This window comes from uncultured Planktomarina sp., assembly GCA_943788425.1.
Classification (GTDB): Bacteria; Pseudomonadota; Alphaproteobacteria; order Rhodobacterales; family Rhodobacteraceae; genus Planktomarina.
On sequence record CALSQF010000006.1, the window covers coordinates 404,492 to 427,267 of the forward strand.

Genomic DNA, 22,776 nt, shown 5'->3' on the forward strand with positions numbered 1-22,776 from the left:
ACGGTTCAGTTCGGCAATCTAGGGGTAAGATTTTGCGTTGCGGCACCCATAAGGGAGGTAAAAAATGAGAAATATTATTGGAACAGCGGCACTTTGTGCTGCGATGATGGCGGCTGGATCGGCGTTTGCATTTGAATGTAAACGTGGTGAAGCATCCTTTGATAAACCAGGTGGGTTTCCAGAGCGTGCTTTGACAATGATCGTACCATATGGTCCTGCAGGTGGATCAGGGCAGGTAGCTGCTGCGATGGCCGAAGCGGTGACTGAACTGACTGGCATTCCAATCAACCGCGATCACAAACCAGGCGGTTCTGGGACTGTTGGTATGACGGCCTATATGGCGGCGCCACCAGATGGATATAACGTTTTGGAACACATTGATGACGCGTCCTCTGCGCATGCGTTGGATTCATCTATGCCAAACCCAGCAGAGGATTTGATTCCACTGGTTGTTAGCCAGGTGACATTCAGTCAGGTGTATATCCGCACAAATGAAACACGTTTTAGCGATTGGCCATCTTTTGTAGAATGGGTCAAGGCGCAAAACGGTAAAGCAACCATTGCGAACGTATCCAAAGAGGGTTCGATGGAGCGCGTCACAATGGGCTTTATCACCGATGCAAGTGACATGAAGATTCAGCAGATTTCATTCGACAAGGGTGCCCCACGTTACGGCGCCTTGTTGGGTGGACAAGTGGATGCCCTTTTTGAGCAGCCTGGTGATGTGCGCAACTTCCTTGATGCGGATCAATTCAAACCGATCCTAACAATCTTTGATGAACGCCCAGCCGCGTTTGCAGATACGCCAACGCACCGGGAAATGGGTATGGATTTTGATCCATTGCTACGTTTTCGGGGGTTCTATGTACATGCAGATGCACCAACGGATCGCGTCGAATGGCTAAAGTGGGCTTTTCAGCGTGGATATTGTGAAGACAGCTACCAGGCATTCAATGAATCAAAATTCATGACTGTGATTGACAGCTATCGTGATACCAACGGTGCAAAAGATTTGATTGCCCGTTCGATCGAGCAGTATCGCGAAGTGTATAACGCCATGGGCCTAGACGTGAAATAAACAAAAGATAATAAATGTAACATGGCGCCATTTGGCGCCATGTTTTCTGCCGCGAGCATGGGAATACACTGTGGGACGACTAACACTCAGTAATCTGATCGAGGCCGCGATTTTTTTGTTGATCGCTGGCATTTTTTACGCCTTTTCATTCGAATTCAATCAACCTATCGAAATCTATATTTTTGGGGCCACCGCATGGCCACGAGTTGTGATTGGATTTTTACTATTGGCGACACTTGGAAATCTTTGGTTCCATTACCGCTATGGCAACGCAACACAGGCAACTTTGGGCCAATTGGAGGATAAGGCAGACTTTAGCGAGGCAGGAACCGTACGCCGCATGATAGCCGTGCTGCTGACGCCGTTCATATTTGCCTATCTGCTTAAACCGATTGGCATTTACTTTAGTGCACCGTTTTTCATTGCCGCAATTATTTGGTTTTTTGGCGAACGTAGATGGAAGGTGATCTTGATCATGACGCTGTTTATTTATTGTGTTTTCATAGGGCTATTCCTAATGATTTTGAACGCTCCATTGCCCCAAGGCAATGTGTCACCCTTTTATGATTTCAGCGCGTGGGTGCTGAAACTGAATGCTCAGTTGCAAGGGATTTAACGCGCAATGATCGAGAATTTTTTAGCGGGTTCCGCAGCTCTTTTTGGTGATCCCTTCACGATAGGTATTTTCGTCTTTGGCGTCGTGGGTGGCATGTTGTTTGGGGCAATCCCCGGGGTTAGTATGCTGACACTTGCGGCGATTTTGTTGCCCTTTACCGCGAGTCTGGAACCTGCTCAGGGCGTTATGTTGTTTGCGGTCATTTACTGTACTGGGACCTATGGCGGTGCGATTACTGCCATTTTGTTCAACATCCCTGGATCTGCCGAAAATGCTCCAACCGCCTTTGATGGCTACCCCATGACGCAAAAAGGCCAATCGGGCAAGGCCGTTGGCGCAGCCGTGTTGTGTTCGGCCATTGGGGGCATTGCATCGGCCCTCGTTATGATGGCCGCAACCGAACCATTGGCAAATTGGGCGATCCGCAACATTGGCCCGCCTGAAATCTTTGCTCTTGTTTTCTTCGGTCTAGTCGTCGCCTCATCCGTTGGGGCGCGCACCATTTGGAAAGGCTGGATGTCGGTCCTAATTGGATTGTTGATTGCAACCATTGGTCAAGATCCGGTGGGAGGCATCAACCGTTATAATTTCGGGATGACTGATTTAGCCGCTGGTATTGCGTTTATTCCTGCGATCTTGGGGTTCTTTGCAGTTTCAGAAATCTTTGTTCAAGCTGAGAAGAAGGCCAGCGGTAAATACCAGGCACCCAAAGTCAGCATGACGTTTCCATCTTTCATTGAACTATGGATGCATAAAATCGCCGTGCTGCGATCCATCCTAGTTGGGTTTTTCTGTGGCATCCTGCCGGGCATTGGCGCCACGCTCGCCGCTTTCATGAGTTATGGCGAAGCTGTGCGGTGGTCCAAAAATCCAGAGGAGTTCGGCAAGGGTAAACTAGAAGGGGTTATTTCCGCAGAAACCGCAAACAACGCGGCAACGGGTGCAGCGATGATCCCGCTGTTGGCACTGGGTCTGCCGGGGGGCGCATTAACCGCGATGATGGTTGCGGTGTTCCAAATGCATGATCTGCAACCTGGTCCATTAGTTTTTATGCTGTCACCTGATCTGATTTGGATTGTGTTTGCGGCGATGTTCTACGCCAATTTGTCCATCCTGATCATTGGTGTTTTAGAAACCAAAACCATTTTGAACCTATTGAAAATCCCGTTCCAGTTCTTGGCGCCGCTTATTTTGATGTTGGCCACAACAGGAGCTTATATCGGACGTGGTTTGGTTTTGGATGTGATGGTAATGTTCCTAGCAGGCATTATTGGGTATCTGTTGCGCCGTTCCGGGTTTTCGATCCCTGCAATTGTACTAGGTTTGATTCTTGGTAAAATTGGCGAACAAAATTTCGCGCAAGGCATGCAGATGGTGCATTACGATTTGGGCACGTATTTGTCTCGTCCAATTTGTGCAATTTTGATCGCTGCAGGTGTAATTACTCTTGCATCAAACATCTACCGCGCGTTTACCTCAATCAAGACAAACGCATAAGGCTGGGGCAACCTGAAACGGAGTTTATGGAATGATGGATACTGGCGTTCAGGCGATTGTTGCGCGTGCGCGCATCGCACAGGCAGAGTACGAAAAAAATGGATCGCAGCAGCGCTATGACCACGCTGCGCAAGCTGTGGCATGGGTGATTATGGAACCTGCCCGCAATCGGCGTTTGGCAGAATTGGCTGTGGAAACGACAGGGCTGGGAAATGTTCCTGATAAGATCATTAAAAATCATCGTAAGACACTAGGTCTAATGCAGGATATTCAAAATGTGGTGACCTTTGGTGTTATGTCGGATGATCCTAAAACAGGAATTACGGAAATTGCCCGCCCCAAGGGGGTTGTAGGTGCGATTGTGCCCTCAACAAACCCTGCGGCTACACCTGCCAATAACATAATCAATGCGTTGAAATGCGGCAATTCAATTGTGGTTGCGCCATCGCCTAAGGGCGTGGCCTGTTGTGAATTGTTGCTTGAATATATCCATGCCGAGTTTGCGAAAATCGGCGAGGACCCCGCACTGGTGCAAATGATCCCCACACCTGGGTCCAAGGAGAAGACACAAACATTGATGGATCAGTGTGATATGATCGTCTGCACGGGCAGCCAAAACAACGTGCATCGCGCACAAACCGCAGGCACCCCAGCAGTTGCTGTAGGCGCTGGAAACGTGACAGTGATCGTGGATGAAACCGCAAATTTGGATGGGGCTGCAGAAAAAATTCGGGCGTCTAAATGCTTTGATAACGCCACTTCTTGCAGTTCGGAAAATTCGGTTGTTGTGGTGGATGCAGTTTACGATGACTTCATTGCTGCACTAGCGCGCGCAGGTGGTGCGTTTTATGCGGATGAGGCAACGTTGGTATCCAAACTATGGCCAGATGGGCATTTGAACCGTTCGGTCATTGCACAAGATGCGGATAAAATGATTGCGGCTCTTGATGTGGACGTGGCAGAGGGGACTGAATTTTTGGTCGTGCCGACATCAGGCATAGGTCCTGATCATCCGCTGTCTGGCGAAAAACTTAGCCGCGTTTTGGCGCTGTATTGCGCGTCTGATTTTGACGCTGCTTTGGATATTACGCATAACATTCAGGTTTATCAGGGGGCAGGGCATTCGGTGGGATTGCATTCTGCATTAGATGAGCGAGCGTATACCTTGGCAATGGAAATCCCAACCAGTCGGATCATTGTTAATCAGGCGCATACATTTGCGACGGGTGGATCGTTCACCAATGGCATGCCCTTTTCCCTGTCGATGGGGTGTGGCACATGGGGGGGCAATTCCGTGAATGAAAATGTGAACTATCGTCACTTTCTACAATCAACAAAAATTATTCGCGAAATTTCATCGCGTGAACCCAAATTAGAAGACATCTTTGACGGGTACTGGAGCCTTGCTGGGAAATGAGATTTGAAACAACGACACCTCCCCAAGGAACGCTGAGGGATTGGATTGACGCCCGTGCTGAACGCGGAGGTACGGCATTTGTTTTTCCCGAAACGGAACAGACCCTAACTTGGGCTGATTTACGCGATCACTGCGCGATGGTGGCTGCCGATCTAACGGCACAAGGCATTGTTAAAGGTGAAAGCATCGTAGTGATGCATCCCAACGGATATGATGGGGTTAAGGCGTTGTTTGCCGCGCTCTATGGTGGGTTTCGTGTTACGATGTTAAATTTGGCCGCAGGGCCAGATGCGCTTGGCTATGCCATGGATCATTCCGCGGCGTGTGTGGCTTTCGTGCATGAAACGCAATTGGACGTGTTCCATCAGGTGAAACCAGAACGGTTGAACCTATATGCGCCAACGGATCAGCGAGAAAACTTGCATCCCGTTTCCTCAGATGATGATGCATTGTTAATGTATACCTCTGGCACCACAGGGCGACCGAAGGGCGTCGTTCATACGCAATCTAGCCTATTGGCGGGTGGTTGGACCGTCAGTGTGGCCCATGAATTGACTGAACAAGACCGTGGGATGGGGGTTTTACCCTTTTATCATATCAATGGTCTGTGCGTGTCCGTCATGGGCAGTTTGGTATCAGGTGGATCCTTGGCGATGGTATCGCGTTTTTCCACCAGTAAATTTTGGCAACAGGCGGCAGATGGTGGAATTACGTGGTTTTCTGCCGTCCCCACGATCATCAGTCACCTGCTGCATGGAGTGGCAGAGCCAAGTGCCGATTTGAAATCCCGCCTGCGTTTTGCGCGCTCTGCATCCTCTGCGCTTGCGGTTGAAACACAGCGTGCCTTTCAGGACCGCTTTGGCTTGGGTATTGTGGAATCTTTGGGCCTGACGGAAACGGCAGCACAATGTTTGGTTAATCCATTGGATCCCCGCTTGCATAAAATTGGGTCTGCGGGCAAAGCAATCAGCAATCAGGCGCGCATTGCTGATGGGGACGGCATTGAATGTGCCTGTGGGGTTGAGGGTGAAATTCAAATCCAAGGTCCCAATGTAATGAAAGAATACTTACGCAATCCCGATGCCACTGCTGCCACCTTTCATGGGGATTGGCTGCGCACGGGGGATTTGGGGCGTATGGATGAGGATGGCTATGTCTTTGTAACGGGGCGTTTGAAAGAGTTGATTATCAAGGGCGGTGAAAACATCGCGCCGCGCGAAATCGACGAGGTTCTATACGAACATCCCGATGTGGTTGAGGCCGCTGCATTCGCACGACCCTGTCCGCAATATGGGGAACGCGTAGAGGCGGCAGTGCGTTTAAACGAGACATCGAACGCCACTCCCGAGCAGTTACGTGCATTGTGTGAGGCAAAGGTGGGAATATTTAAATCGCCAGAAAAGGTACATATTCTGCCAGAGTTGCCCAAAGGAGCATCAGGTAAAATCCAGCGCCTATATTTGAACAAAATGTTATATGGTTCCTAGGTAATGCCGATGATGATCAGGCGCAGACCCATAAAGAAAAACGCAATCAAAACGGCTTTGCGAAATAATTTTTGGCTGACACGTTGGCGCAGTAGTTCACCAATGCGAAATCCGATTAGGACGACGATTAACGCAAGGCTTGATTTGATCAATGCAGGGCCTGTTAGAATTCCGGCAATCAATTGACCTGCACCCAAAGGCAGGACACCTGCCAAGAACAAGAATCCTGTCGCCCCAATAAATCGTTCCTTACTGACATCACGTGCCACCAAATACATTGCGACAGTGGGTGACCAGATTGAACTGATCCCGCCCAATACTCCTGACAGCACCCCAAATCCCAAATGCCATCCACGCCCTGGGCCGATGTTCAATTTAACACCCAACAGCAGGTTTAAAGAAAACAGCATCATCGCAATGCCGATCGCCACTGTAAGCAGAGCTGTTGGATAGGCCGTAATGAACATGGATGTGACGAAAATCGATACCATAATCGCCAAGGCGAACAGCCAATATTCCCGCGCGATGTCCAATTTGTTTGGTGCATGGGCAAACTGCAATGAGTTGGTAGCTAAAATGGACAACCATAATAGCGGTATTGCCTCTGTTGGGGACATAACAAGCGTTAAGAACGCCATTGAAGCGGCAGGTAAACCGATGCCTAAAAAGCCTTTTACGATGGCTGCAAATAGAAATATGCCAATCAGTACCAATGTTTGAACTAGATCTAAATTAGATATTAAATCAATGATTTGTGACATGATCTCCAAACGCCTTATCCATCAAAAGTGCAAGGTTCATCGCCTTACGTTCTGTCACATCCTTGATCTGACAGCGACAGGAAAACCCATCTGCTAGAATAACTGTATCCGCAGGTGCAGCGCGCACTGTTGGGGCCAATGAAAGTTCAGCCATTTGACGCGATACCTCTGCCGTTTCGGCCTGATATCCGAAGGATCCTGCCATCCCGCAACAAGAACTTTCAATCATCTGCGCATTGGCACCCAGCACTTTATTCACCGCATCAACCGTTTGTTGGGCGACGCCCATCGCCTTTTGATGGCAGTGCCCATGCACCAAAACGTCCAGTCCCGACATATCCAATCCCGTAGGTGGGTTTTGCATAATGTATTCTGCAAAGGTCAGGATTCGTGTGGCGTGCTCCTCGCTCCAATCAGGGATCAGGTTCAAGGCTTCATCACGGAACATCAAAGTGCAGGACGGCTCCAAGCCTACAATTGTTTTTCCTGCCTCTAGCGCTGCACGGAAGGCGTCTGTGGTGCGTTGCAGTTCCTGTTTCGCGCGTTTGGCCTGGCCTGCGCTAAGGTATGTGCGCCCACAACATAGGGGGCGCCCAGGGGCCGAAATAACACCAACGGTTTTGCCAGTGGCGGCAATCACACGTTCCGCTGCATGCAATGTTTCAGGGTCAAAATGGCGGTTGAAAGTATCTGCGAATAATAAGACGTCGCCCGTCTCAGACCCCGAATAAGGTTTTTTAAAATTTGGCAGGCGGCGGGTTTTGTCAAAACCAAAAACATGGCTGAATTTCAGGGCAAGGTTCGAGAGAGGTGCAAAGGTGGACGCAAGCGGTGCCATGCGGGGCAGGGCCGCAATCAGCTGTTCGCGTATGGACACGCCATATTTCGCGCCGCGTGCGCTCTGCACCTCTATTTTCATTTTGGCCATGTCAATGGACATGGGACATTCGGATTTGCAGGCCTTGCATCCCACGCACAACGCCATGGCATCTGCCATTTCATCGGATGAAAATGCATCATCGCTCAATTGGCCCGTTAGTGCTAAACGTAACACATTGGCGCGCCCTCGCGTCAGATCTTTTTCAGCGCCTGTTACGCGGAACGAAGGACACATCACACCTCCAAAGCTTTTGCGGCACGCGCCATTGTTATTGCACATTTCCACGGCACCCACCAATCCGCCCGGCCAAGAGTTCCAATTGAACACTGTTTCTGGCGTTTGTGGCGCATAACTTTCGGGCCAACGGGTAATGGCCCTCTCATCCATTTTGGGGGATCGGGTGATTTTCCCGGGGTTAAGGACCGCATTCGGATCAAAGCGATCTTTGACCGTTTCAAAAATGCGGATCATCTTGGGTCCATACATTCGTTCGTGGAATTCCGAACGCACGATACCATCCCCATGTTCACCTGAATGCGAACCTTTGAATTTTGATACTAGATCAAAGGCCTCTTCCGCGATTGCGCGCATCTGACGTAATCCCAAGTCCTGTCGCAGGTTCAATACAGGTCGTACATGCAACAACCCGACCGAAGCATGCGCATACCATGTGCCTTCGGTTCCATGTTTGTGGAAAACATCTGTTAGCTGGCTGGTAAAATCGGCTAAATGTTCCAGAGGAACGGCGCAATCTTCAACGAAAGACACGGGTTTTCCCTCGCTGCGCATCGACATCATAATGTTTAGCCCTTGCGTGCGCACACCCCAAATGCGCGCCTGGAATGCGGGGTCCTCAATCTTCAACACACCACCTGTGGATTTGTTTGTGTCTGTCCATGAAAATCCCAGATCGCCCATCAATTCGACCAGCGCATTTAGGCATTGTTTGTTTTCTTTTGGTGTTTCGGCAAACTCCACTAGTAGCAGCGCTGCTGGATTGCCTTGGACGAAACTTTCGACGATTGGCCGAAACTGTGGGATTTCACGCCCTAATTGGATCATGTTGTGATCGACTAATTCAACCGCTATCGGGCCTAATTTAACAATGTGCTGGGCGGCGTCCATCGCGTCATAGAATGTGGGGAAATGACACACGCCCAACATTTTTGTCCCTACTGCGGGGGACAATTTCAAATCAATACTTTTTGTTAAGGCCAGTGTTCCTTCCGATCCGACTAGCAGATGGCCGATGTGTGGTTTGTCGCCCAGCAGTGCATCAATATTATACCCCCCGACACGCCGCTGCACCTTGGGAAAACGGGTTGTTATTTCGTACTGTTCTCGCAAAGCGAGTGTTCTCATGTCTGCGTCGAGTGCCTGCGCGGGTTCTGCGCATTCAAAGCGCCGTGTTTTGCCATCCACGGTCATCGCGGTAAGCGCGCGCACATTATCCTGCATTTTCCCATATCGGATCGAACGTGACCCACAGGAATTGTTGGCTGCCATTCCCCCAAGTGTTGCGCGTGATGCCGTAGAGACATCAACAGGATACCACCAACCATCTGATTTTAAATGGCGATTTAGATTGTCCAGTACCAATCCAGGTTGCACTGTGGCCGTTCCCGCGTTCGCGTCATAATCCAGTATGTTATTCAGATGTTTAGTGAAATCGATTACCAACGCATCGTTCACGGATTGCCCAGATTGTGATGTGCCACCGCCGCGCGGCAAAAGTGAAATGCCTTCAGCCTTGGCAAAATCCAATGCGGCTTCCACATCGTACCATGTTTTTGGGATCATTACCGCCTGTGGTATGATCTGATAAATAGAGGCATCTGTCGCGTAGCGACCGCGATCAAAAGAGGAATTGAGAATGTCGCCTTCGATTTGTTTTTTCAAACGATCATAGTCTGCCATTTCACTTGACCTTTCCTATCATCACATTCACCATTGACAGAGTGTAGTGCAACTTTTTTCGGTTAACGTATGAGATCAGGACGTCACTTTCTTCAAATACCTGGACCCACCAACACACCCGAGCGTATTTTGCGTGCGATGCACCGCTCGGTTATTGATCACCGCGGGCCGGAATTTGCAGCATTAGGATTGGGCTTGCTGCGCGATTTGAAACCAGTTTTCCAAACGGAAGGTCGGGTTGTCATCTACCCCGCCTCGGGCACTGGCGCATGGGAGGCAGCATTGGTTAATGTTTTGCAACCTGGTGATCAGGTATTAATGTATGAAACAGGTCAGTTTTCCACGCTGTGGAAAAACATGGCAACCAAGTTGGGTTATGACCCCATCTTTATCGAGGGTGATTGGCGCCGGGGCGTTGATGCAAATTTAATCGCGGACGCATTAGAGAAAGACAAGGCACATAAAATCAAAGCAGTCTGTGTTGTTCACAATGATACGGCAACAGGCATTACATCAGACATCGGCGCCGTGCGCGCCGCAATTGATGGTGTATCCCATTCCGCGCTGCTGATGGTGGATACGATTTCATCGTTGGGGTCCGTTGATTTTAAAACAGATAAATGGGGCGTTGATGTTGTAGTTGCAGGATCGCAAAAGGGATTGATGCTGCCCCCTGGTTTATCGTTTAATGCAATTTCGAAAAAAGCATGGTCCGCATGTCAGGCGGGTGGCGATCGCCGATCTTATTGGGATTGGCGCGATATGATGACCCCGAATGATGCAGGTTATTTCCCTTATACACCTGCAACAACCCTTCTTTATGGATTGCGTGAGGCTTTGGATATGTTGGCGGAAGAGGGGATGGAACAGGTTGCTGCACGTCATGAACGTCACGCATCAGCTACGCGCGCGGCGGTTGAGGCATGGGGGTTAGAGATACTGGCGGTGAACCCAGCAGAACGATCCAATAGTCTGACCGCCGTTTTGATGCCAGATGGGCATGGGGGTGATACGCTTCGCAAAGAGATATTGGATGGGTTTGACATGTCACTTGGGACCGGCCTGAACAAAGTAGCTGACAAAATTTTTCGCATTGGTCATTTGGGAGACTTCAACGATTTGATGTTGATGGGAACTCTTAGTGGTGTGGAAATGGGGATGATACGGGCAGGAGTGCCTCATCAGTCAGGTGGTGTGCAAAGCGCGCTAAAATACCTTGCTAGTCACCGCATTTGATTTAGCCCCGATTGAAATCATTGCGATTTTCGCGGTCTACCTCTTTGCAGCCACGGCAAAGGGCATTACAGGTTTGGGCTTTTCAACGACCTGTCTACCAATTTTGGTATTCGCGATTGGCTTAAAGGACGCGCTTTCGTTGGTGTTGATCCCATCGATCTGTTCAAATCTTGTAGTAATGCGCCAAGTGGGTCAGTTTAAATCCACGATACTGCGGTTTTGGCCAATGCTACTTGCGACCATTCCCAGTCTGTTATTGGGTCTGTGGATTCTTTCAGGAACTGATGGGGCCACGGCCAAGATTATCTTAGGTCTTGTTTTGCTCATGTGGTGTGGTTTTTCATTTCTTAAGCCAGATCTTCGATTGCCAAGTGGATTAGAATACAGGCTTGCTCCCATCTCTGGCATCTGCACTGGTTTTTTAAACGGGCTAACAGGTTCACAGGTTATGCCAGTAGTTCCATTTTTGATGTCGTTGCACCTAGGCCGGAATGTGTTTATCCAGGCTGCGAATTGTTCGTTTACAATGTCAAGTCTGATCATGATGGTTGGGTTGGGATATTTAGGGCTGTTCACAGGGTCAGATGTTGTGATTTCTACCTTGGGTGTTTTATGCGTATTCATCGGCGTAAAAGTTGGGACGGCAATCCGTGAAAGATTGTCTGAAAAAATTTTTCAAAAAATGATTTTATCAATTCTGACAACAATTAGTATTGGTTTACTAATGTCATAATTTGTCTTGTTAGCACGGTAAAATTAAACGTTCATGAGATTGTCAGGTTTAATTTATCGCGTCCTTCAATAATAAAACAGTCTCCATTCCGCTACTTCAAAACAAGCCCAAGCGTCCATCAATGTATGGTTAAAGCAGTACAATCACCTTTGCCATTACCAAGCTACAAACATGAGATCCCAGTTCCAGAAGCTCTATTGAAAAAGGCACATAATTTTGGGGTTGGAAAGGGGGCAATTTATGCCGCATTTCAGCGCGGGTTGCGGGTGCCACAAGACCTAGTCATTTTGGGGATAGGGGATTTGAAGGGCAGTAAGGAAATGGTGCCAGCTTTTACCACGATCCATTTCCCCGCCGAAGAAATCGGCGGATTGGCTGGGCGTGAAATGTGCGGTTTAATCGCTCAGTCAGAAGGGCTGAAAACCATGGGGCAGCTGGTGCGCAGGAAATGTCAGATCAGGTTGGCAGAGCGCGCAACCTGTTTGCCAGTTCGGCGCCCGCGCAGCTCTGATCTGTGAAACTTACTGCAAAATAAAACGGGATTTTACGAAAAAACCTTGGGCGCCTCTTCCAATGAGGGACCATTGCGCTAAGCTCGTTTGGAAGCCAAAATAAGTTCGGCTCACCATCTGGGAGGATAATATGAAGAATCTAGGAATGAAGACTGCTATTGCTGCATTGACAGTGGCCTTTGCAGGCGAAGCGATCGCGACAGAGTGGAATGTCTCGGTGTGGGGCAAGCGTCGGGCGTTTACCGAGCATGTTGAGAAGTTGGCCGAATTGGTTTCGGCGAAAACTAATGGCGAATTCACAATGAATGTCAGCTACGGCGGATTGTCAAAGAACCGTGAAAACCTTGACGGAATTTCTATTGGGGCCTTTGAAATGGCGCAATTTTGTGCCGGCTACCATCCGGATAAAAACCGCGTGGTGACTGTTCTGGAACTGCCGTTCTTAGGCGTTGCAAATCTGGAAGAAGAAGTGGCGGTCAGCCATGCCGTATATGCCCATCCAGCTGCGACCGAAGAGATGGCGCAATGGAATGCGCGTCTGCTCATGACCTCACCGATGCCGCAATATAACATCGTAGGGACTGGCGATCCGCGTTCGACCCTGGCTGATTTTGAAGGCATGCGTGTGCGGGCTACAGGCGGTCTGGGCAAGGCGTTCGCGGCAGTTGGCAGTGTGCCCACCTCCGTGACTGCAACCGAAGCCTATCAAGCGATGGAATCAGGTGTTGTGGATACAGTGGCCTTTGCACAGCATGCGCATTTGTCCTACGGAACAATCAACCGTGCCGATTGGTGGACTGAGAACCTAAACCCAGGCACTGTGAATTGCCCGGTTGTGGTTAACATCGATGCATATGACAGCCTGCCTGATGCGCACCGCGCTGTTTTGGATGAATCTGTTGACGATTCGATTGCCTATTACCTCGAAAACTACGGCAAATTGTTGCAGCGTTGGGATGAAATTTTGGCCGAAAAAGGCGTTGAAAAAGTCACAATCAGCGACTCAGAATTGTCAGCATTCCGTGCGAAAGCTGCGGATCCAATCCGTGCGGCTTGGATTGCCGACATGGAAGCTCAGGGCATTCCTGGTCAAGAACTGTTTGACCTCGTGATGACGACTTTGGAAAACAGCCGTAACGGCAACTAATCCATGCGCACTTGCCCCTTTCGCAAGGGGCAAGTGCTTTTGATGTTTTGCACCCTGACAATTTAACCTGAAGGCAACGCTATGGCTTCATCCTCATCTGTTCTGCAAGACAATTCTTGGCTCAGCCGCGCGGATCGTGCGCTCCTGCCCGTTGAGCGCGTCTTTGCATTGATCAGCGGACTGGCCGTGTTTTCGTTAATGTTTCTTGCGGCCTATTCTGTTTCAGGCCGAAAATTTTTTAATCAGCCTTTAAATGGTTATGTTGACTATATCGAGGCCGCCATGCCGGTGATTGCCTTTATGGGAGTCTCCTATGTGCAACGTTTTGGCGGTCATATTCGTATGGATATGATTATCGGCAAGATGCGCGGCCGGGTCCTTTGGGCGTTGGAGCTGCTGACTGTGGCGTTGATTTTGGTGGTTATTTTGGCGTTGATCTGGGGATCCTGGGCGCATTTTGACCGCAGTTTTGATTTTGCCAAACCTCTTTGGAGCCGAGATAGTTCGATCGATATCGGCATTCCAATGTGGCCGGCCAAACTTTTGGTCCCCGTCGCTTTCTCACTTTTGGCGGTGAGGCTCGTGTTGCAGATGATTGGCTACGGCCGGGCATTGGTCTTCGGACTTGAGCGTCCGGTGGCCGTGCCCTTGATTTTAACAATTGAAGAACAGGCCATGGCAGAAGCTGCCCATTTGGCGGAGCAAGAGTGATGGATCCTATTGCAGTAGGTCTATGGACCACCGGCGGTATGCTGGTCTTGGTGTTCATCGGCATGCGCGTGGCTTTTGCGGCGGGGCTTGCCGGTTTCGTCGGCTTGTTATGGCTGCGCTGGAATGGCTTTGACTATGATCCAGCAAAATTTATGAAAGCCCTGACCATCAGTGTAAAGATTTCCGGTCAAGTGCCGCATTCGAAAATTGCTGCGCAGGCCCTGAGCCTCATTCCGACCTTCATTTTGATCGGCTATTTGGCCTATTATGCCAAGCTGACAACGGCGCTTTTTGAGGCCGCCAAACGTTGGATCGCTTGGGTGCCTGGCGGTCTGGCCGTCTCTACGGTTTTTGCCACCGCAGGCTTTGCGGCAGTTTCTGGTGCATCCGTGGCCACGGCGGCAGTATTTGCGCGGATCGCAATCCCAGAAATGCTGAAAATTGGTTATAATAAGCAATTCGCCGCTGGCGTTGTGGCGGCCGGCGGCACCTTGGCGTCGCTCATTCCACCCTCTGCGATACTGGTGATCTACGCGATCATCGTTGAGCAGGATGTGGGCAAGCTGCTGTTGGCCGGTTTCATTCCTGGTGCCTTTTCGGCAATGATCTATGCCGGGCTCATCATCGGTATTGCTGTGATCTTTAAAAACGTCGGGCCGCCGGTGACGGGCTTCACGTGGCGCGAGCGTTTTGCAGCCCTGCCACCTGCTTTGCCGATTGTCGCTGTGGTGGTTATTATCATCTTCTTTGTTTATAATCCTTTTGGTGATGCCTGGGGTACACCCACCGAAGGTGGCGCAGTTGGTGCTTTCATCGTGTTTCTGATGGCGCTGTATCGCGGCATGCGCTGGGCGCAGTTGAAAGATGCTTTGCTTGAAACGGCGAAGCTGACCGTGATGATCTTTTCAATCATTTGGGGCGTGCTGATTTATGTGCGGTTCTTGGGATTTGCAGATCTTCCGGGGGTGTTTTCTGATTGGATTACCAGTCTCGACATGGCGCCTTTGCTTATTCTGATCTGCATCCTTTTGGCCTATGCGGTCTTAGGAATGTTCATGGATGCGATTGGCATGTTGCTTTTGACCTTGCCCGTGGTCTACCCGGCTGTGATGGCGCTCAATGGCGGTGAATATGTGACTGCGGCCGATAGTGCCTTTGGCATGAATGGCACAATGTGTGCGATTTGGTTTGGGATATTGGTGGTGAAAATGGCGGAGTTTTGTCTCATCACCCCGCCCATTGGGCTCAATTGTTTTGTGGTTGCTGGCGTGCGCGATGATTTGACGGTGCAGGATGTCTTTAAAGGGGTCACCCCTTTCTTCCTTGCGGATGGTGTCACGATTGCGCTGCTGGTCGCCTTTCCGGGGATTGTTCTCTGGCTGCCTTCTTTGGTTGGCTAGGGCGTCTAAATTCCTCTTGCCTCTTCTGACAGGGCGTGAAAGCCATTGCTTATGAGCGAGAATGCTGCGGATAGGCCAATTGTTGGCGCATTGTGGATGGGGCTGTCGGGCCTGTGTTTCATCGGCGTCTATGTCGGCGTAAAATTGGTGGGCACGCGCCTGCCCGCCGCCGAAAGTGCCTTTCTTCGCTATGTTCTAGGCTTGGTGTTTTTGTTGCCGGTGCTGCGTGCCTTATGGCGTGAGGGGCTCACTTGGCAGGTGACCAAACTCGGAGCAGGGCGTGCGTTTTTGCATACTTTTGCCGTGACATTTTGGTTCTATGCCATGGCCCGCATTCCCGTAGCAGAGGTCTCTGCGATGGGATATTTGACGCCAATTTTTGTAACGCTGGGAGCGGTTGTTATCCTCGGGGAGCGTTTGGCGCTGCGCCGGGGATTGGCGATTGTCGTGGCGATTTTGGGCGTCTTGATCATCTTACGGCCTGGCTTCCGTGAGATCACATCAGGCCATATCGCCATGCTGGGCACCACCCTATGCTTTGGGGTCAGCTACCTCATCGCCAAGCGCCTGACGGATCTGGCCAGCGCGGATATGGTGGTGGCTCTTTTGTCTATCGGAGTGACCATCGGACTTATTCCGCTGACCATTCCAGTTTGGATCACGCCGACAAGTTTCGAAGTCGCCATGCTCTTTGCTGTCGCCACCTGTGCGGTTGCCGGACATTATTCCATGACCTTTGCCTTCCGATCTGCGCCGCTGACGGTTACCCAACCGGTAGGTTTTTTGCAGTTGATTTGGTCGGTTGCCACCGGGTATTTCCTTTTTGGTGAACATATAGATGCTTTGGTTATATTGGGCGGGACGATTATCATTGGTTCCGTGTTGTATCTCACCCTGCGGGAGGCGCAGCTGAAACGAAAACGAGAAAGAAAGACCCCCCTATGATCGATCCAAAACCCACCGCCAGCCACTTTATCAATGGCGCTTATATAGAGGATGAAACGGGCGCACCGATTGATGTGATCTACCCCGCAACGGGAGAGGTGATTGGCCGGGTGCATAGTGCGACACCGCAGATTGTGCAGGCAGCTCTTGCTGCGGCTAAGGCAGCTCAGCCAATATGGGCGGCGATGACTGGCACAGAGCGCGGACGGATATTGCGGCGGGCGGCGGATATGATGCGCGCCCAGAACCGTTCTTTATCCGAATTGGAAACCTATGACACCGGCAAACCCTTGCAGGAGACTTTGGTGGCAGACGCTACTTCTGCGGCGGATGCTTTGGAGTATTTTGGTGGCCTGGCCGGGAGTCTCACTGGGGAGCATGTGCAGTTTGGTGAGGATTTTATCTATACGATAAGAGAACCGCTCGGAATCTGCGTTGGTATTGGGGCTTGGAATTACCCTACGCAAATTGCCGCCTGGAAGGCCGCGCCAGCTTTAGCTTGCGGCAATGCTATGGTCTTTAAGCCCTCTGAAACAACTCCGCTTTGCGCGTTGCAGGTAGCGGAAATTTTGCATGAGGCGGGTTTGCCCGCTGGGCTGTATAATGTGGTGCAGGGCTTGGGTGATGTGGGAGCCGCTTTGGTCAGTGACCCTTTGGTGGACAAGGTTTCGCTGACTGGCTCACTGCCAACAGGCCGCAAGGTTTATGCCGCTGCAGCAGAGGGTATGCGCCATGTGACCATGGAGCTGGGTGGGAAATCGCCGCTGATCATATTTGATGATGCCGAGCTGGAGGCTGCGGTGAGTGGAGCCATCTTGGCCAATTTCTATTCCTCTGGGCAGATTTGCTCGAATGGCACACGCGTCTTTGTACAAAAAGGCATCAAGCCGGCTTTTCTCAAGCGTCTTGCAGAGCGCCTGGGCACAGCGGTTGTGGGAGATCCCATGGATGAGGCGACGAACTTTGGCCCCATGGTTTCAGAGCGACAGCGCGATATCGTGGAGGGGTTCATTGCCAAGGGTAAGGCGGAAGGGGCGCGGCTTGTCTGCGGCGGCACGCGCTTGGAGCGTCCAGGGTTTTGGCTGACACCAGCGGTATTTACGGATGTGACGGATGACATGACCATCGCAAGGGAAGAGATTTTTGGGCCAGTTTTATCAGTGCTGGAATTTGACACTGAGGCGGAGGCTCTGGCGCGTGCCAATGATACGGATTATGGGCTGGCGGCTGGGGTCTTTACCCAAAACCTGCCGCGGGCTCATCGGATGGTGAAGGCTTTGGAGGCCGGAACCTGCTATATCAACACCTATAACGACGCCCCGGTTGAAGCGCCTTTTGGAGGCGTCAAGCTCTCTGGCGTGGGCCGGGAGAATTCGAAGGCTGCGATCAATCATTACTCACAGCTTAAATCTGTCTATGTGCGCCTGAGTCCTTTGGAGGCGCCCTATTAGGGATACGCGCCTGGAGGGCATAGCCTCACCCCACTTGATAGGGCAGGATGCCACGCAGATCTGGATCCACCTGTAAATTGCGCTCCAGCGGCGGCACGGAGCGTTGGTGGCAATTGCGGCGCTCACAGATTCGGCAGGAAATGCCAATGGGCTCGACCTGGGCGTTCACGCTTGTGTCGAGTCCGTCCGCATAGACCAAAGAACCCGCGTGCCGCATTTCGCATCCCAATCCGATCGCGTAGCGCCGCACGGGCGCGCCCCATGCCCCGCCGGATTTGCTCACATCCCGCGCCAAGCAGAAATAGCGTTTCCCGTCGGGTGTCTCGGCCATTTGCCGCAAAAACTGTCCCGGGGTTTCAAACGCGCGATGCACATTCCAAAGCGGACATGCACCGCCAAAGCGTGCGAATTGCAAAGAGGTGGCTGAATGGCGCTTGGTAATCGTGCCGGCCTGATCGACACGGACAAAAAAGAAGGGCAATCCCTTTTGCCCGCTGCGTTGTAACGTGGAGAGGCGATGGGCGACCTGTTCGATGCTGGCTCCAAACTTCCCGGCCAATTGCTCCAGGTCATGTCGCAAATCCTGTGCGGCAGACAAAAAGGCGACATAGGGCATGAGGCTGGCCCCTGCATAGTAATTGGCCAAGCCCAATTTCGCGATGTCGCGGGCGGCGGGTGAATGAAATTTGGCAAAGTCCAAAGTGGCATCCAGCAGATCGTTTTGCGTCAGCAGGGCAAGTTGGATCAGGAGTTGAAAAGTCGCGGTGGGCCCGGGCAGATGCGCGGAAAGGGTTAGAATTTTGCTTTCTGGCTCGTAGCTGCGTAGGGCTGGACCTCCGCTGCGCCGCAACGTCACGCCATGGGCTTCAAGCCTGGCAATCGCATGGGCCTGGATGCTGCCTTTAGCGTCGGCGGCGAAGCGCTCCGCAGCGCGGTCCACGGCATCAATATAGTTGTCACAATAGTGGAAAAAGTCTCGAACCTCTTCCCAAGGGCTGGATTGTAGGCGGCTGTCGGCGCGGCCGAGGGCCTCATCCAGAGATGCGAGCCGCTCATGGGTTTCCCGATAGGCCCGATGCAGCTGCAAGAACGCGCGCGCCAATCCGGGAGCGTTGTTGGCGGCCATGCGGATATCGGCCAGATGCGGTGCATCGGCGCCAAAGATCGGATCAGTGGCCGCTTCGCGCATATCGCTGACCAATCGTGCGTTGTCGCCTGACACAAGTTCGGTGACGTCAAAACCAAAGACATCAGCCAAAGCGAGAATCACCGCCGCAGACACTGGGCGGTTGTTGTTTTCCATTTGATTGAGATAGGGCAGCGAGACTTCGAGCCGCTCGGAAAATTCCCGCTGGGTGAGATCAACCTTGCGCCGTAATTCGCGCAGTTTCGTGCCGGCATAGAGTTTTTGTTTGGCCATGGGAACCTGCTAGCATAGCAAGTTTGCAAACTCAACTTTGCGGGTTTGCGATTTCAAGATCATGGGTGCGTTTGATCACATAAGTGATGGTCAAAATGGACAGGCTGGTGGTGGCGAGCATGATCAGCAGCAGGGGCAAAGCGCCGGTCCCGGGGACCAATATGGCCCCGGTGCCGATTGCGATCAATGCGCCGCCGCCGGTGTTGATTGTGCCGCCAATGCCAGAGGCGGAGCCGGCCAAATGCGGCCGAACGGACATCATGCCCGCCGTGGCGTTCGGCAGAACCATACCATTGCCAAGGCCCATAAAGCAGACACAGCCAAAGAAGGAAATCGGTTGCGCGTCAGTGAAGAGGAACAAGCTGATGCTCAGGACCAATCCCAGGCAGGTTAAAATCGTGCCGATTAGCACCATTCGGTTGACCCCCAGCGCGTTTGAGAAACGCCCTGATATGCCATTCCCAACGATATAGCCCAATGAAGGCGCGCCGAGGTAAAATCCCAAAGCGGCAGGCGATAGGCCAAATATTTCACGGCCAACATAGGCGCCGCCGCCCAGATAGGCGAAATAGGCACCCGCGCTGAAGCTGGCGGTTAGGCAATAACCCCAAAAGCGACGAGACTTCAGGAGCTCAGGATAGGCGCGAAACTGCTCTGCCATTGAGCTGGTTTGATGCAGATTGGTCTCGCCCATGTCCAAATAGGTCAGGGCAAAGACAAAAATGCCAACGCCGAGCAGGAGCCAAAAACTCGCCACCCAACCAAATTGTGCCTCTAAGCCACCGCCCATTGCGGGTCCGATGAGGGGTAAGATGGCCATGCCCATTGTGACGTATCCCAGCACGGAAGCTGCTTGATCTTGGCTGCAGGTGTCGCGAATCGCCGCTCGGGACAGAACCAGGCCGGTGACCACAACCGCTTGCAGTAAGCGGCAGACCAGAAAAACCTCAAAAGAGGGAGCAATAATGCAGCCCAATGAGGCGCTGCAAAAAATGGCTAAGGCGACCATGACCACGGGCCGGCGTCCGTAGCGATCCGACAGCGGGCCGACAAAGAGTTGGAATACCGCATTCATTGCCAAATACAGACTCACGGAGAGTGTGGCGTTGGCGTAGCTGACATTGAACGTCTGTGCCATTGAGGGCAGTGACGGTAGAAAGATGCTGAGACCGAGAGCGCCGACTGCCGAGAGGCAAATCAGTGTGAAGATGCTGGGCGGTGTGGAATTGTTCAAGAACTTGGAGCGGGAATGACTACTCATTATAAATCGCTATCGACGGCTGATGGGCTTGTCCAGACTCTTTGCAATTATTCAATTATTCAGATTAAGGCCGCAAAATATTTGCAAATATTCCAAATTCGACTTCGCTTTGTTGGCTCAGGAGGCTATTGTCCCATAAAGAGGATCTGCCATGACGAATATTTTGAACGAATTACAAAGCCGGCGTGATGTTGTACGGATGGGCGGCGGCCAGCGCCGGATTGATGCGCAGCATGCGAAGGGAAAACTCACCGCGCGCGAACGGATTGATTTGCTGCTAGATGAGGGGAGTTTTGAAGAATTTGATATGTTCAAAGCCCACCGCTGCGTCGATTTCGGCATGCAAGAGCAAACCTATCCCGGTGATGGTGTGGTCACGGGGTGGGGCACGGTCAACGGGCGGATGGTCTATGTCTATAGCCAAGATTTCACTGTTTTTGGGGGCTCATTGTCAGAAACACATGCGGAGAAAATTTGTAAGATCATGGATATGGCGATGCAAAATGGGGCGCCGGTGATCGGATTGAACGACTCTGGTGGCGCACGGATTCAAGAGGGCGTTGCCTCTTTGGCCGGTTACGCAGAGGTGTTTCAACGCAATGTCATGGCCTCTGGCGTGGTGCCACAAATCAGCGTCATCATGGGCCCCTGTGCCGGTGGCGCGGTCTATTCGCCGGCGATGACTGATTTCATTTTCATGGTCAAAGACAGCAGCTATATGTTTGTGACCGGTCCCGATGTGGTCAAAACGGTGACCAATGAGGTGGTGACCGCCGAAGAGCTGGGTGGAGCTGTCACTCATACGAAGAAATCTTCCGTGGCGGATGGGGCCTTTGAAAATGATGTTGAGGCGCTGACGGAAGTTCGGCGGCTGGTGGATTTTTTGCCGCTCAACAATCGTGAGAAACCACCTGTCCGGCCATTCTTTGACGATCCGCTTCGCGTGGATAACAGTTTGGACACTTTGATTCCGGCCAATGCAAACCAGCCTTATGATATGAAAGAGCTGATTCTTAAAATTGCGGATGAAGGTGATTTTTATGAGATCCAAGAGGAATTTGCCAAAAATATCCTCACCGGCTTTATTCGCATGGAAGGCTCGACCGTCGGGGTCGTGGCCAATCAGCCAACGGTTTTGGCCGGTTGTTTGGACATTGATGCCAGCCGCAAGGCTGCGCGTTTTGTGCGGTTTTGTGATGCATTTGAAATCCCAATCCTTACCCTTGTGGACGTGCCGGGCTTTTTGCCCGGAACAGGTCAGGAATATGGCGGCGTGATTAAGCATGGGGCCAAACTGTTGTTTGCCTATGGTGAGGCCACCGTGCCAAAAGTGACGGTCATCACGCGTAAAGCCTATGGCGGCGCCTATGATGTGATGGCCTCCAAACATCTGCGCGGAGATTTCAACTACGCTTGGCCTACAGCGGAGATCGCCGTGATGGGCGCCAAAGGGGCGACAGAGATCATCCATCGCGCAGATCTGGGTGATGTGGCAAAGATTGCGCAGCACACGAAAGACTATGAAGAACGCTTTGCCAATCCTTTTGTTGCTGCGGAAAAAGGTTTTATCGACGATGTGATCATGCCCGCATCCACCCGTCGCCGGGTGTGCCGAGCATTTGCTAGTTTGCGTGGAAAATCTCTGAAAAATCCGTGGAAAAAACATGACAATATTCCACTTTAAGGTCGAAGAGAGCCAATAATGGAAAAACACCGAGGGTTTCCCGGCCGTCTTCCCGGTACGGATGCGCAATTTACCATTCGGCGCGCGAGCAAGAATGGGGCAACAAAAATCATCAGGCGTGAGCGCTATGCCGACCGTCGCCCCCCAGATCGGCGCGCTGATGAGGCATTTTTGCGGGCTTTGATTGAGTATTTTGGAGAGGAGCCCTTTGAACGGGGCAACCTTGATGGGGGCCGTCTGTCCTGGTTGTTTGAGCGTGAAGTCATTCCCGCGCAGGATGAATTTGATCCTGAATCTTATGTGGCTTTGCTGCGGGTGGATCTGAAAAAAGCGCAAGCGAGCTTTCCACAAATTTTTGTCGAAGGGTGGTCGGCGTGAATCTGCCGGGTTGCATAGGGTTTTTTGCGCGGCTTTGTGCCCAGTGCTTGGGAAGAGCCGGTACTGCCCTTGGCCTACAAAGCTTCGTGCGTCACAATCTGGGTGTCAGAGTTTTAAAAACCTTTGCATTGGTTTTGAAAACATATCGACCCTTTCTTTCCTTAACCGGTTCTGGCCTTGGCCAGCGCCGGTTCTTTTTTACGCGCAGCTTTTTTGCAGTGAGGTGCGCGCGCCGAGAAGGATTC

Annotated in this window: 19 protein-coding genes; 15 read left to right on the forward strand and 4 right to left on the reverse strand. The window is 51.6% G+C overall.

Annotated features, from left to right (window positions below; translation table 11 throughout):
- Positions 1 to 64: 64 nt before the first annotated feature.
- The 5 genes from ABLW18_RS07700 (at position 65) to ABLW18_RS07720 (ending at position 6,095) form a co-directional block, all read left to right on the forward strand.
- Positions 65 to 1,078 carry a tripartite tricarboxylate transporter substrate binding protein gene (locus ABLW18_RS07700; RefSeq protein ID WP_347824236.1) on the forward strand — a complete coding sequence of 338 codons (1,014 nt, stop codon included), beginning with the start codon at positions 65 to 67 and terminating at the stop codon, positions 1,076 to 1,078.
- Positions 1,079 to 1,193: 115 nt separating this feature from the next.
- Positions 1,194 to 1,694 carry a tripartite tricarboxylate transporter TctB family protein gene (locus ABLW18_RS07705; RefSeq protein WP_347824237.1) on the forward strand — a complete coding sequence of 167 codons (501 nt, stop codon included), beginning with the start codon at positions 1,194 to 1,196 and terminating at the stop codon, positions 1,692 to 1,694.
- A 6-nt stretch (positions 1,695 to 1,700) separates the two neighbouring features.
- Positions 1,701 to 3,191, forward strand: coding sequence for a tripartite tricarboxylate transporter permease (locus tag ABLW18_RS07710; protein WP_347824238.1), 1,491 nt, complete (start codon positions 1,701 to 1,703; stop codon positions 3,189 to 3,191).
- A 31-nt stretch (positions 3,192 to 3,222) separates the two neighbouring features.
- Positions 3,223 to 4,608: an aldehyde dehydrogenase family protein gene (locus ABLW18_RS07715; RefSeq protein ID WP_347824239.1), complete on the forward strand. Its 1,386-nt coding sequence runs from the start codon at positions 3,223 to 3,225 to the stop codon at positions 4,606 to 4,608.
- Positions 4,605 to 6,095: an AMP-binding protein gene (locus tag ABLW18_RS07720; protein WP_347824240.1), complete on the forward strand. Its 1,491-nt coding sequence runs from the start codon at positions 4,605 to 4,607 to the stop codon at positions 6,093 to 6,095. The genes ABLW18_RS07715 and ABLW18_RS07720 overlap by 4 nt, the downstream gene beginning before the upstream one ends.
- Here ABLW18_RS07720 and ABLW18_RS07725 read toward each other — a convergent pair.
- Both ABLW18_RS07725 and ABLW18_RS07730 read right to left on the reverse strand, forming a co-directional pair.
- Complete coding sequence (locus ABLW18_RS07725; RefSeq protein WP_347824241.1) at positions 6,092 to 6,856, reverse strand: sulfite exporter TauE/SafE family protein; 765 nt, start codon at positions 6,854 to 6,856, stop codon at positions 6,092 to 6,094. The two genes, ABLW18_RS07720 and ABLW18_RS07725, sit on opposite strands and share 4 nt — an antisense overlap.
- On the reverse strand, positions 6,840 to 9,653 hold the full coding sequence (locus ABLW18_RS07730) for an FAD-binding and (Fe-S)-binding domain-containing protein (protein WP_347824242.1): 2,814 nt from the start codon (positions 9,651 to 9,653) through the stop codon (positions 6,840 to 6,842). Before ABLW18_RS07730 ends, ABLW18_RS07725 begins: the two co-directional genes overlap by 17 nt.
- A gap of 138 nt (positions 9,654 to 9,791) precedes the next feature.
- Between ABLW18_RS07730 and ABLW18_RS07735 the strand changes: the two genes are divergently transcribed.
- The 8 genes from ABLW18_RS07735 to betB all read left to right on the forward strand — a co-directional run bounded on the left by ABLW18_RS07735 (position 9,792) and on the right by betB (position 17,788).
- Entirely contained in the window at positions 9,792 to 10,889 is a 1,098-nt protein-coding gene (locus ABLW18_RS07735; RefSeq protein ID WP_347824368.1) for an aminotransferase class V-fold PLP-dependent enzyme, read from the forward strand.
- Positions 10,870 to 11,622, forward strand: coding sequence for a sulfite exporter TauE/SafE family protein (locus ABLW18_RS07740; protein WP_347824243.1), 753 nt, complete (start codon positions 10,870 to 10,872; stop codon positions 11,620 to 11,622). Before ABLW18_RS07735 ends, ABLW18_RS07740 begins: the two co-directional genes overlap by 20 nt.
- Positions 11,623 to 11,747: 125 nt before the next feature.
- The gene (locus ABLW18_RS07745) at positions 11,748 to 12,140 is read left to right on the forward strand and encodes a substrate-binding domain-containing protein (protein ID WP_347824244.1); all 393 of its coding nucleotides are present in this window, start codon (positions 11,748 to 11,750) and stop codon (positions 12,138 to 12,140) included.
- Positions 12,141 to 12,264: 124 nt separating this feature from the next.
- Entirely contained in the window at positions 12,265 to 13,281 is a 1,017-nt protein-coding gene (locus ABLW18_RS07750; RefSeq protein ID WP_347824245.1) for a C4-dicarboxylate TRAP transporter substrate-binding protein, read from the forward strand.
- An 81-nt stretch (positions 13,282 to 13,362) separates the two neighbouring features.
- Positions 13,363 to 13,992 (forward strand): TRAP transporter small permease, encoded by a 630-nt coding sequence (locus ABLW18_RS07755; protein WP_347824246.1) that lies wholly within the window; start codon positions 13,363 to 13,365, stop codon positions 13,990 to 13,992.
- The gene (locus ABLW18_RS07760; protein ID WP_347824247.1) at positions 13,992 to 15,392 is read left to right on the forward strand and encodes a TRAP transporter large permease; all 1,401 of its coding nucleotides are present in this window, start codon (positions 13,992 to 13,994) and stop codon (positions 15,390 to 15,392) included. Before ABLW18_RS07755 ends, ABLW18_RS07760 begins: the two co-directional genes overlap by 1 nt.
- Positions 15,393 to 15,443: 51 nt before the next feature.
- Entirely contained in the window at positions 15,444 to 16,337 is an 894-nt protein-coding gene (locus ABLW18_RS07765) for a DMT family transporter (protein ID WP_347824248.1), read from the forward strand.
- Entirely contained in the window at positions 16,334 to 17,788 is a 1,455-nt protein-coding gene (gene betB / locus ABLW18_RS07770) for a betaine-aldehyde dehydrogenase (protein WP_347824249.1), read from the forward strand. The genes ABLW18_RS07765 and betB overlap by 4 nt, the downstream gene beginning before the upstream one ends.
- Positions 17,789 to 17,813: 25 nt before the next feature.
- Here the strand turns inward: betB and ABLW18_RS07775 are convergent, their stop codons facing one another.
- Together ABLW18_RS07775 and ABLW18_RS07780 are read right to left on the reverse strand one after the other, a co-directional pair.
- On the reverse strand, positions 17,814 to 19,208 hold the full coding sequence (locus ABLW18_RS07775) for a short-chain fatty acyl-CoA regulator family protein (protein WP_347824250.1): 1,395 nt from the start codon (positions 19,206 to 19,208) through the stop codon (positions 17,814 to 17,816).
- 31 nt (positions 19,209 to 19,239) lie between these two features.
- The gene (locus tag ABLW18_RS07780) at positions 19,240 to 20,469 is read right to left on the reverse strand and encodes a multidrug effflux MFS transporter (protein WP_347824251.1); all 1,230 of its coding nucleotides are present in this window, start codon (positions 20,467 to 20,469) and stop codon (positions 19,240 to 19,242) included.
- Positions 20,470 to 20,620: 151 nt separating this feature from the next.
- Here ABLW18_RS07780 and ABLW18_RS07785 point away from each other — a divergent pair, with 151 nt between their 5' ends.
- Both ABLW18_RS07785 and ABLW18_RS07790 read left to right on the forward strand, forming a co-directional pair.
- Entirely contained in the window at positions 20,621 to 22,153 is a 1,533-nt protein-coding gene (locus tag ABLW18_RS07785) for an acyl-CoA carboxylase subunit beta (RefSeq protein ID WP_347824252.1), read from the forward strand.
- A gap of 18 nt (positions 22,154 to 22,171) precedes the next feature.
- Positions 22,172 to 22,531 carry a hypothetical protein gene (locus ABLW18_RS07790; RefSeq protein WP_347824253.1) on the forward strand — a complete coding sequence of 120 codons (360 nt, stop codon included), beginning with the start codon at positions 22,172 to 22,174 and terminating at the stop codon, positions 22,529 to 22,531.
- Positions 22,532 to 22,776: the final 245 nt, after the last annotated feature.

Bases quoted from the DNA above. Each gene is read 5' to 3' on its own strand.
- ABLW18_RS07700 (WP_347824236.1), top strand. From the start codon at position 65: ATGAGAAATATTATTGGAACAGCGGCACTTTGTGCTGCGATGATGGCG.
- ABLW18_RS07710 (WP_347824238.1), top strand. From the start codon at position 1,701: ATGATCGAGAATTTTTTAGCGGGTTCCGCAGCTCTTTTTGGTGATCCC.
- ABLW18_RS07715 (WP_347824239.1), top strand. From the start codon at position 3,223: ATGATGGATACTGGCGTTCAGGCGATTGTTGCGCGTGCGCGCATCGCA.
- ABLW18_RS07720 (WP_347824240.1), top strand. From the start codon at position 4,605: ATGAGATTTGAAACAACGACACCTCCCCAAGGAACGCTGAGGGATTGG.
- ABLW18_RS07725 (WP_347824241.1), bottom strand. From the start codon at position 6,856: ATGTCACAAATCATTGATTTAATATCTAATTTAGATCTAGTTCAAACA.
- ABLW18_RS07730 (WP_347824242.1), bottom strand. From the start codon at position 9,653: ATGGCAGACTATGATCGTTTGAAAAAACAAATCGAAGGCGACATTCTC.
- ABLW18_RS07735 (WP_347824368.1), top strand. From the start codon at position 9,792: ATGCACCGCTCGGTTATTGATCACCGCGGGCCGGAATTTGCAGCATTA.
- ABLW18_RS07745 (WP_347824244.1), top strand. From the start codon at position 11,748: ATGGTTAAAGCAGTACAATCACCTTTGCCATTACCAAGCTACAAACAT.
- ABLW18_RS07750 (WP_347824245.1), top strand. From the start codon at position 12,265: ATGAAGAATCTAGGAATGAAGACTGCTATTGCTGCATTGACAGTGGCC.
- ABLW18_RS07755 (WP_347824246.1), top strand. From the start codon at position 13,363: ATGGCTTCATCCTCATCTGTTCTGCAAGACAATTCTTGGCTCAGCCGC.
- ABLW18_RS07760 (WP_347824247.1), top strand. From the start codon at position 13,992: ATGGATCCTATTGCAGTAGGTCTATGGACCACCGGCGGTATGCTGGTC.
- ABLW18_RS07765 (WP_347824248.1), top strand. From the start codon at position 15,444: ATGAGCGAGAATGCTGCGGATAGGCCAATTGTTGGCGCATTGTGGATG.
- betB (WP_347824249.1), top strand. From the start codon at position 16,334: ATGATCGATCCAAAACCCACCGCCAGCCACTTTATCAATGGCGCTTAT.
- ABLW18_RS07775 (WP_347824250.1), bottom strand. From the start codon at position 19,208: ATGGCCAAACAAAAACTCTATGCCGGCACGAAACTGCGCGAATTACGG.
- ABLW18_RS07780 (WP_347824251.1), bottom strand. From the start codon at position 20,469: ATGAGTAGTCATTCCCGCTCCAAGTTCTTGAACAATTCCACACCGCCC.
- ABLW18_RS07785 (WP_347824252.1), top strand. From the start codon at position 20,621: ATGACGAATATTTTGAACGAATTACAAAGCCGGCGTGATGTTGTACGG.
- ABLW18_RS07790 (WP_347824253.1), top strand. From the start codon at position 22,172: ATGGAAAAACACCGAGGGTTTCCCGGCCGTCTTCCCGGTACGGATGCG.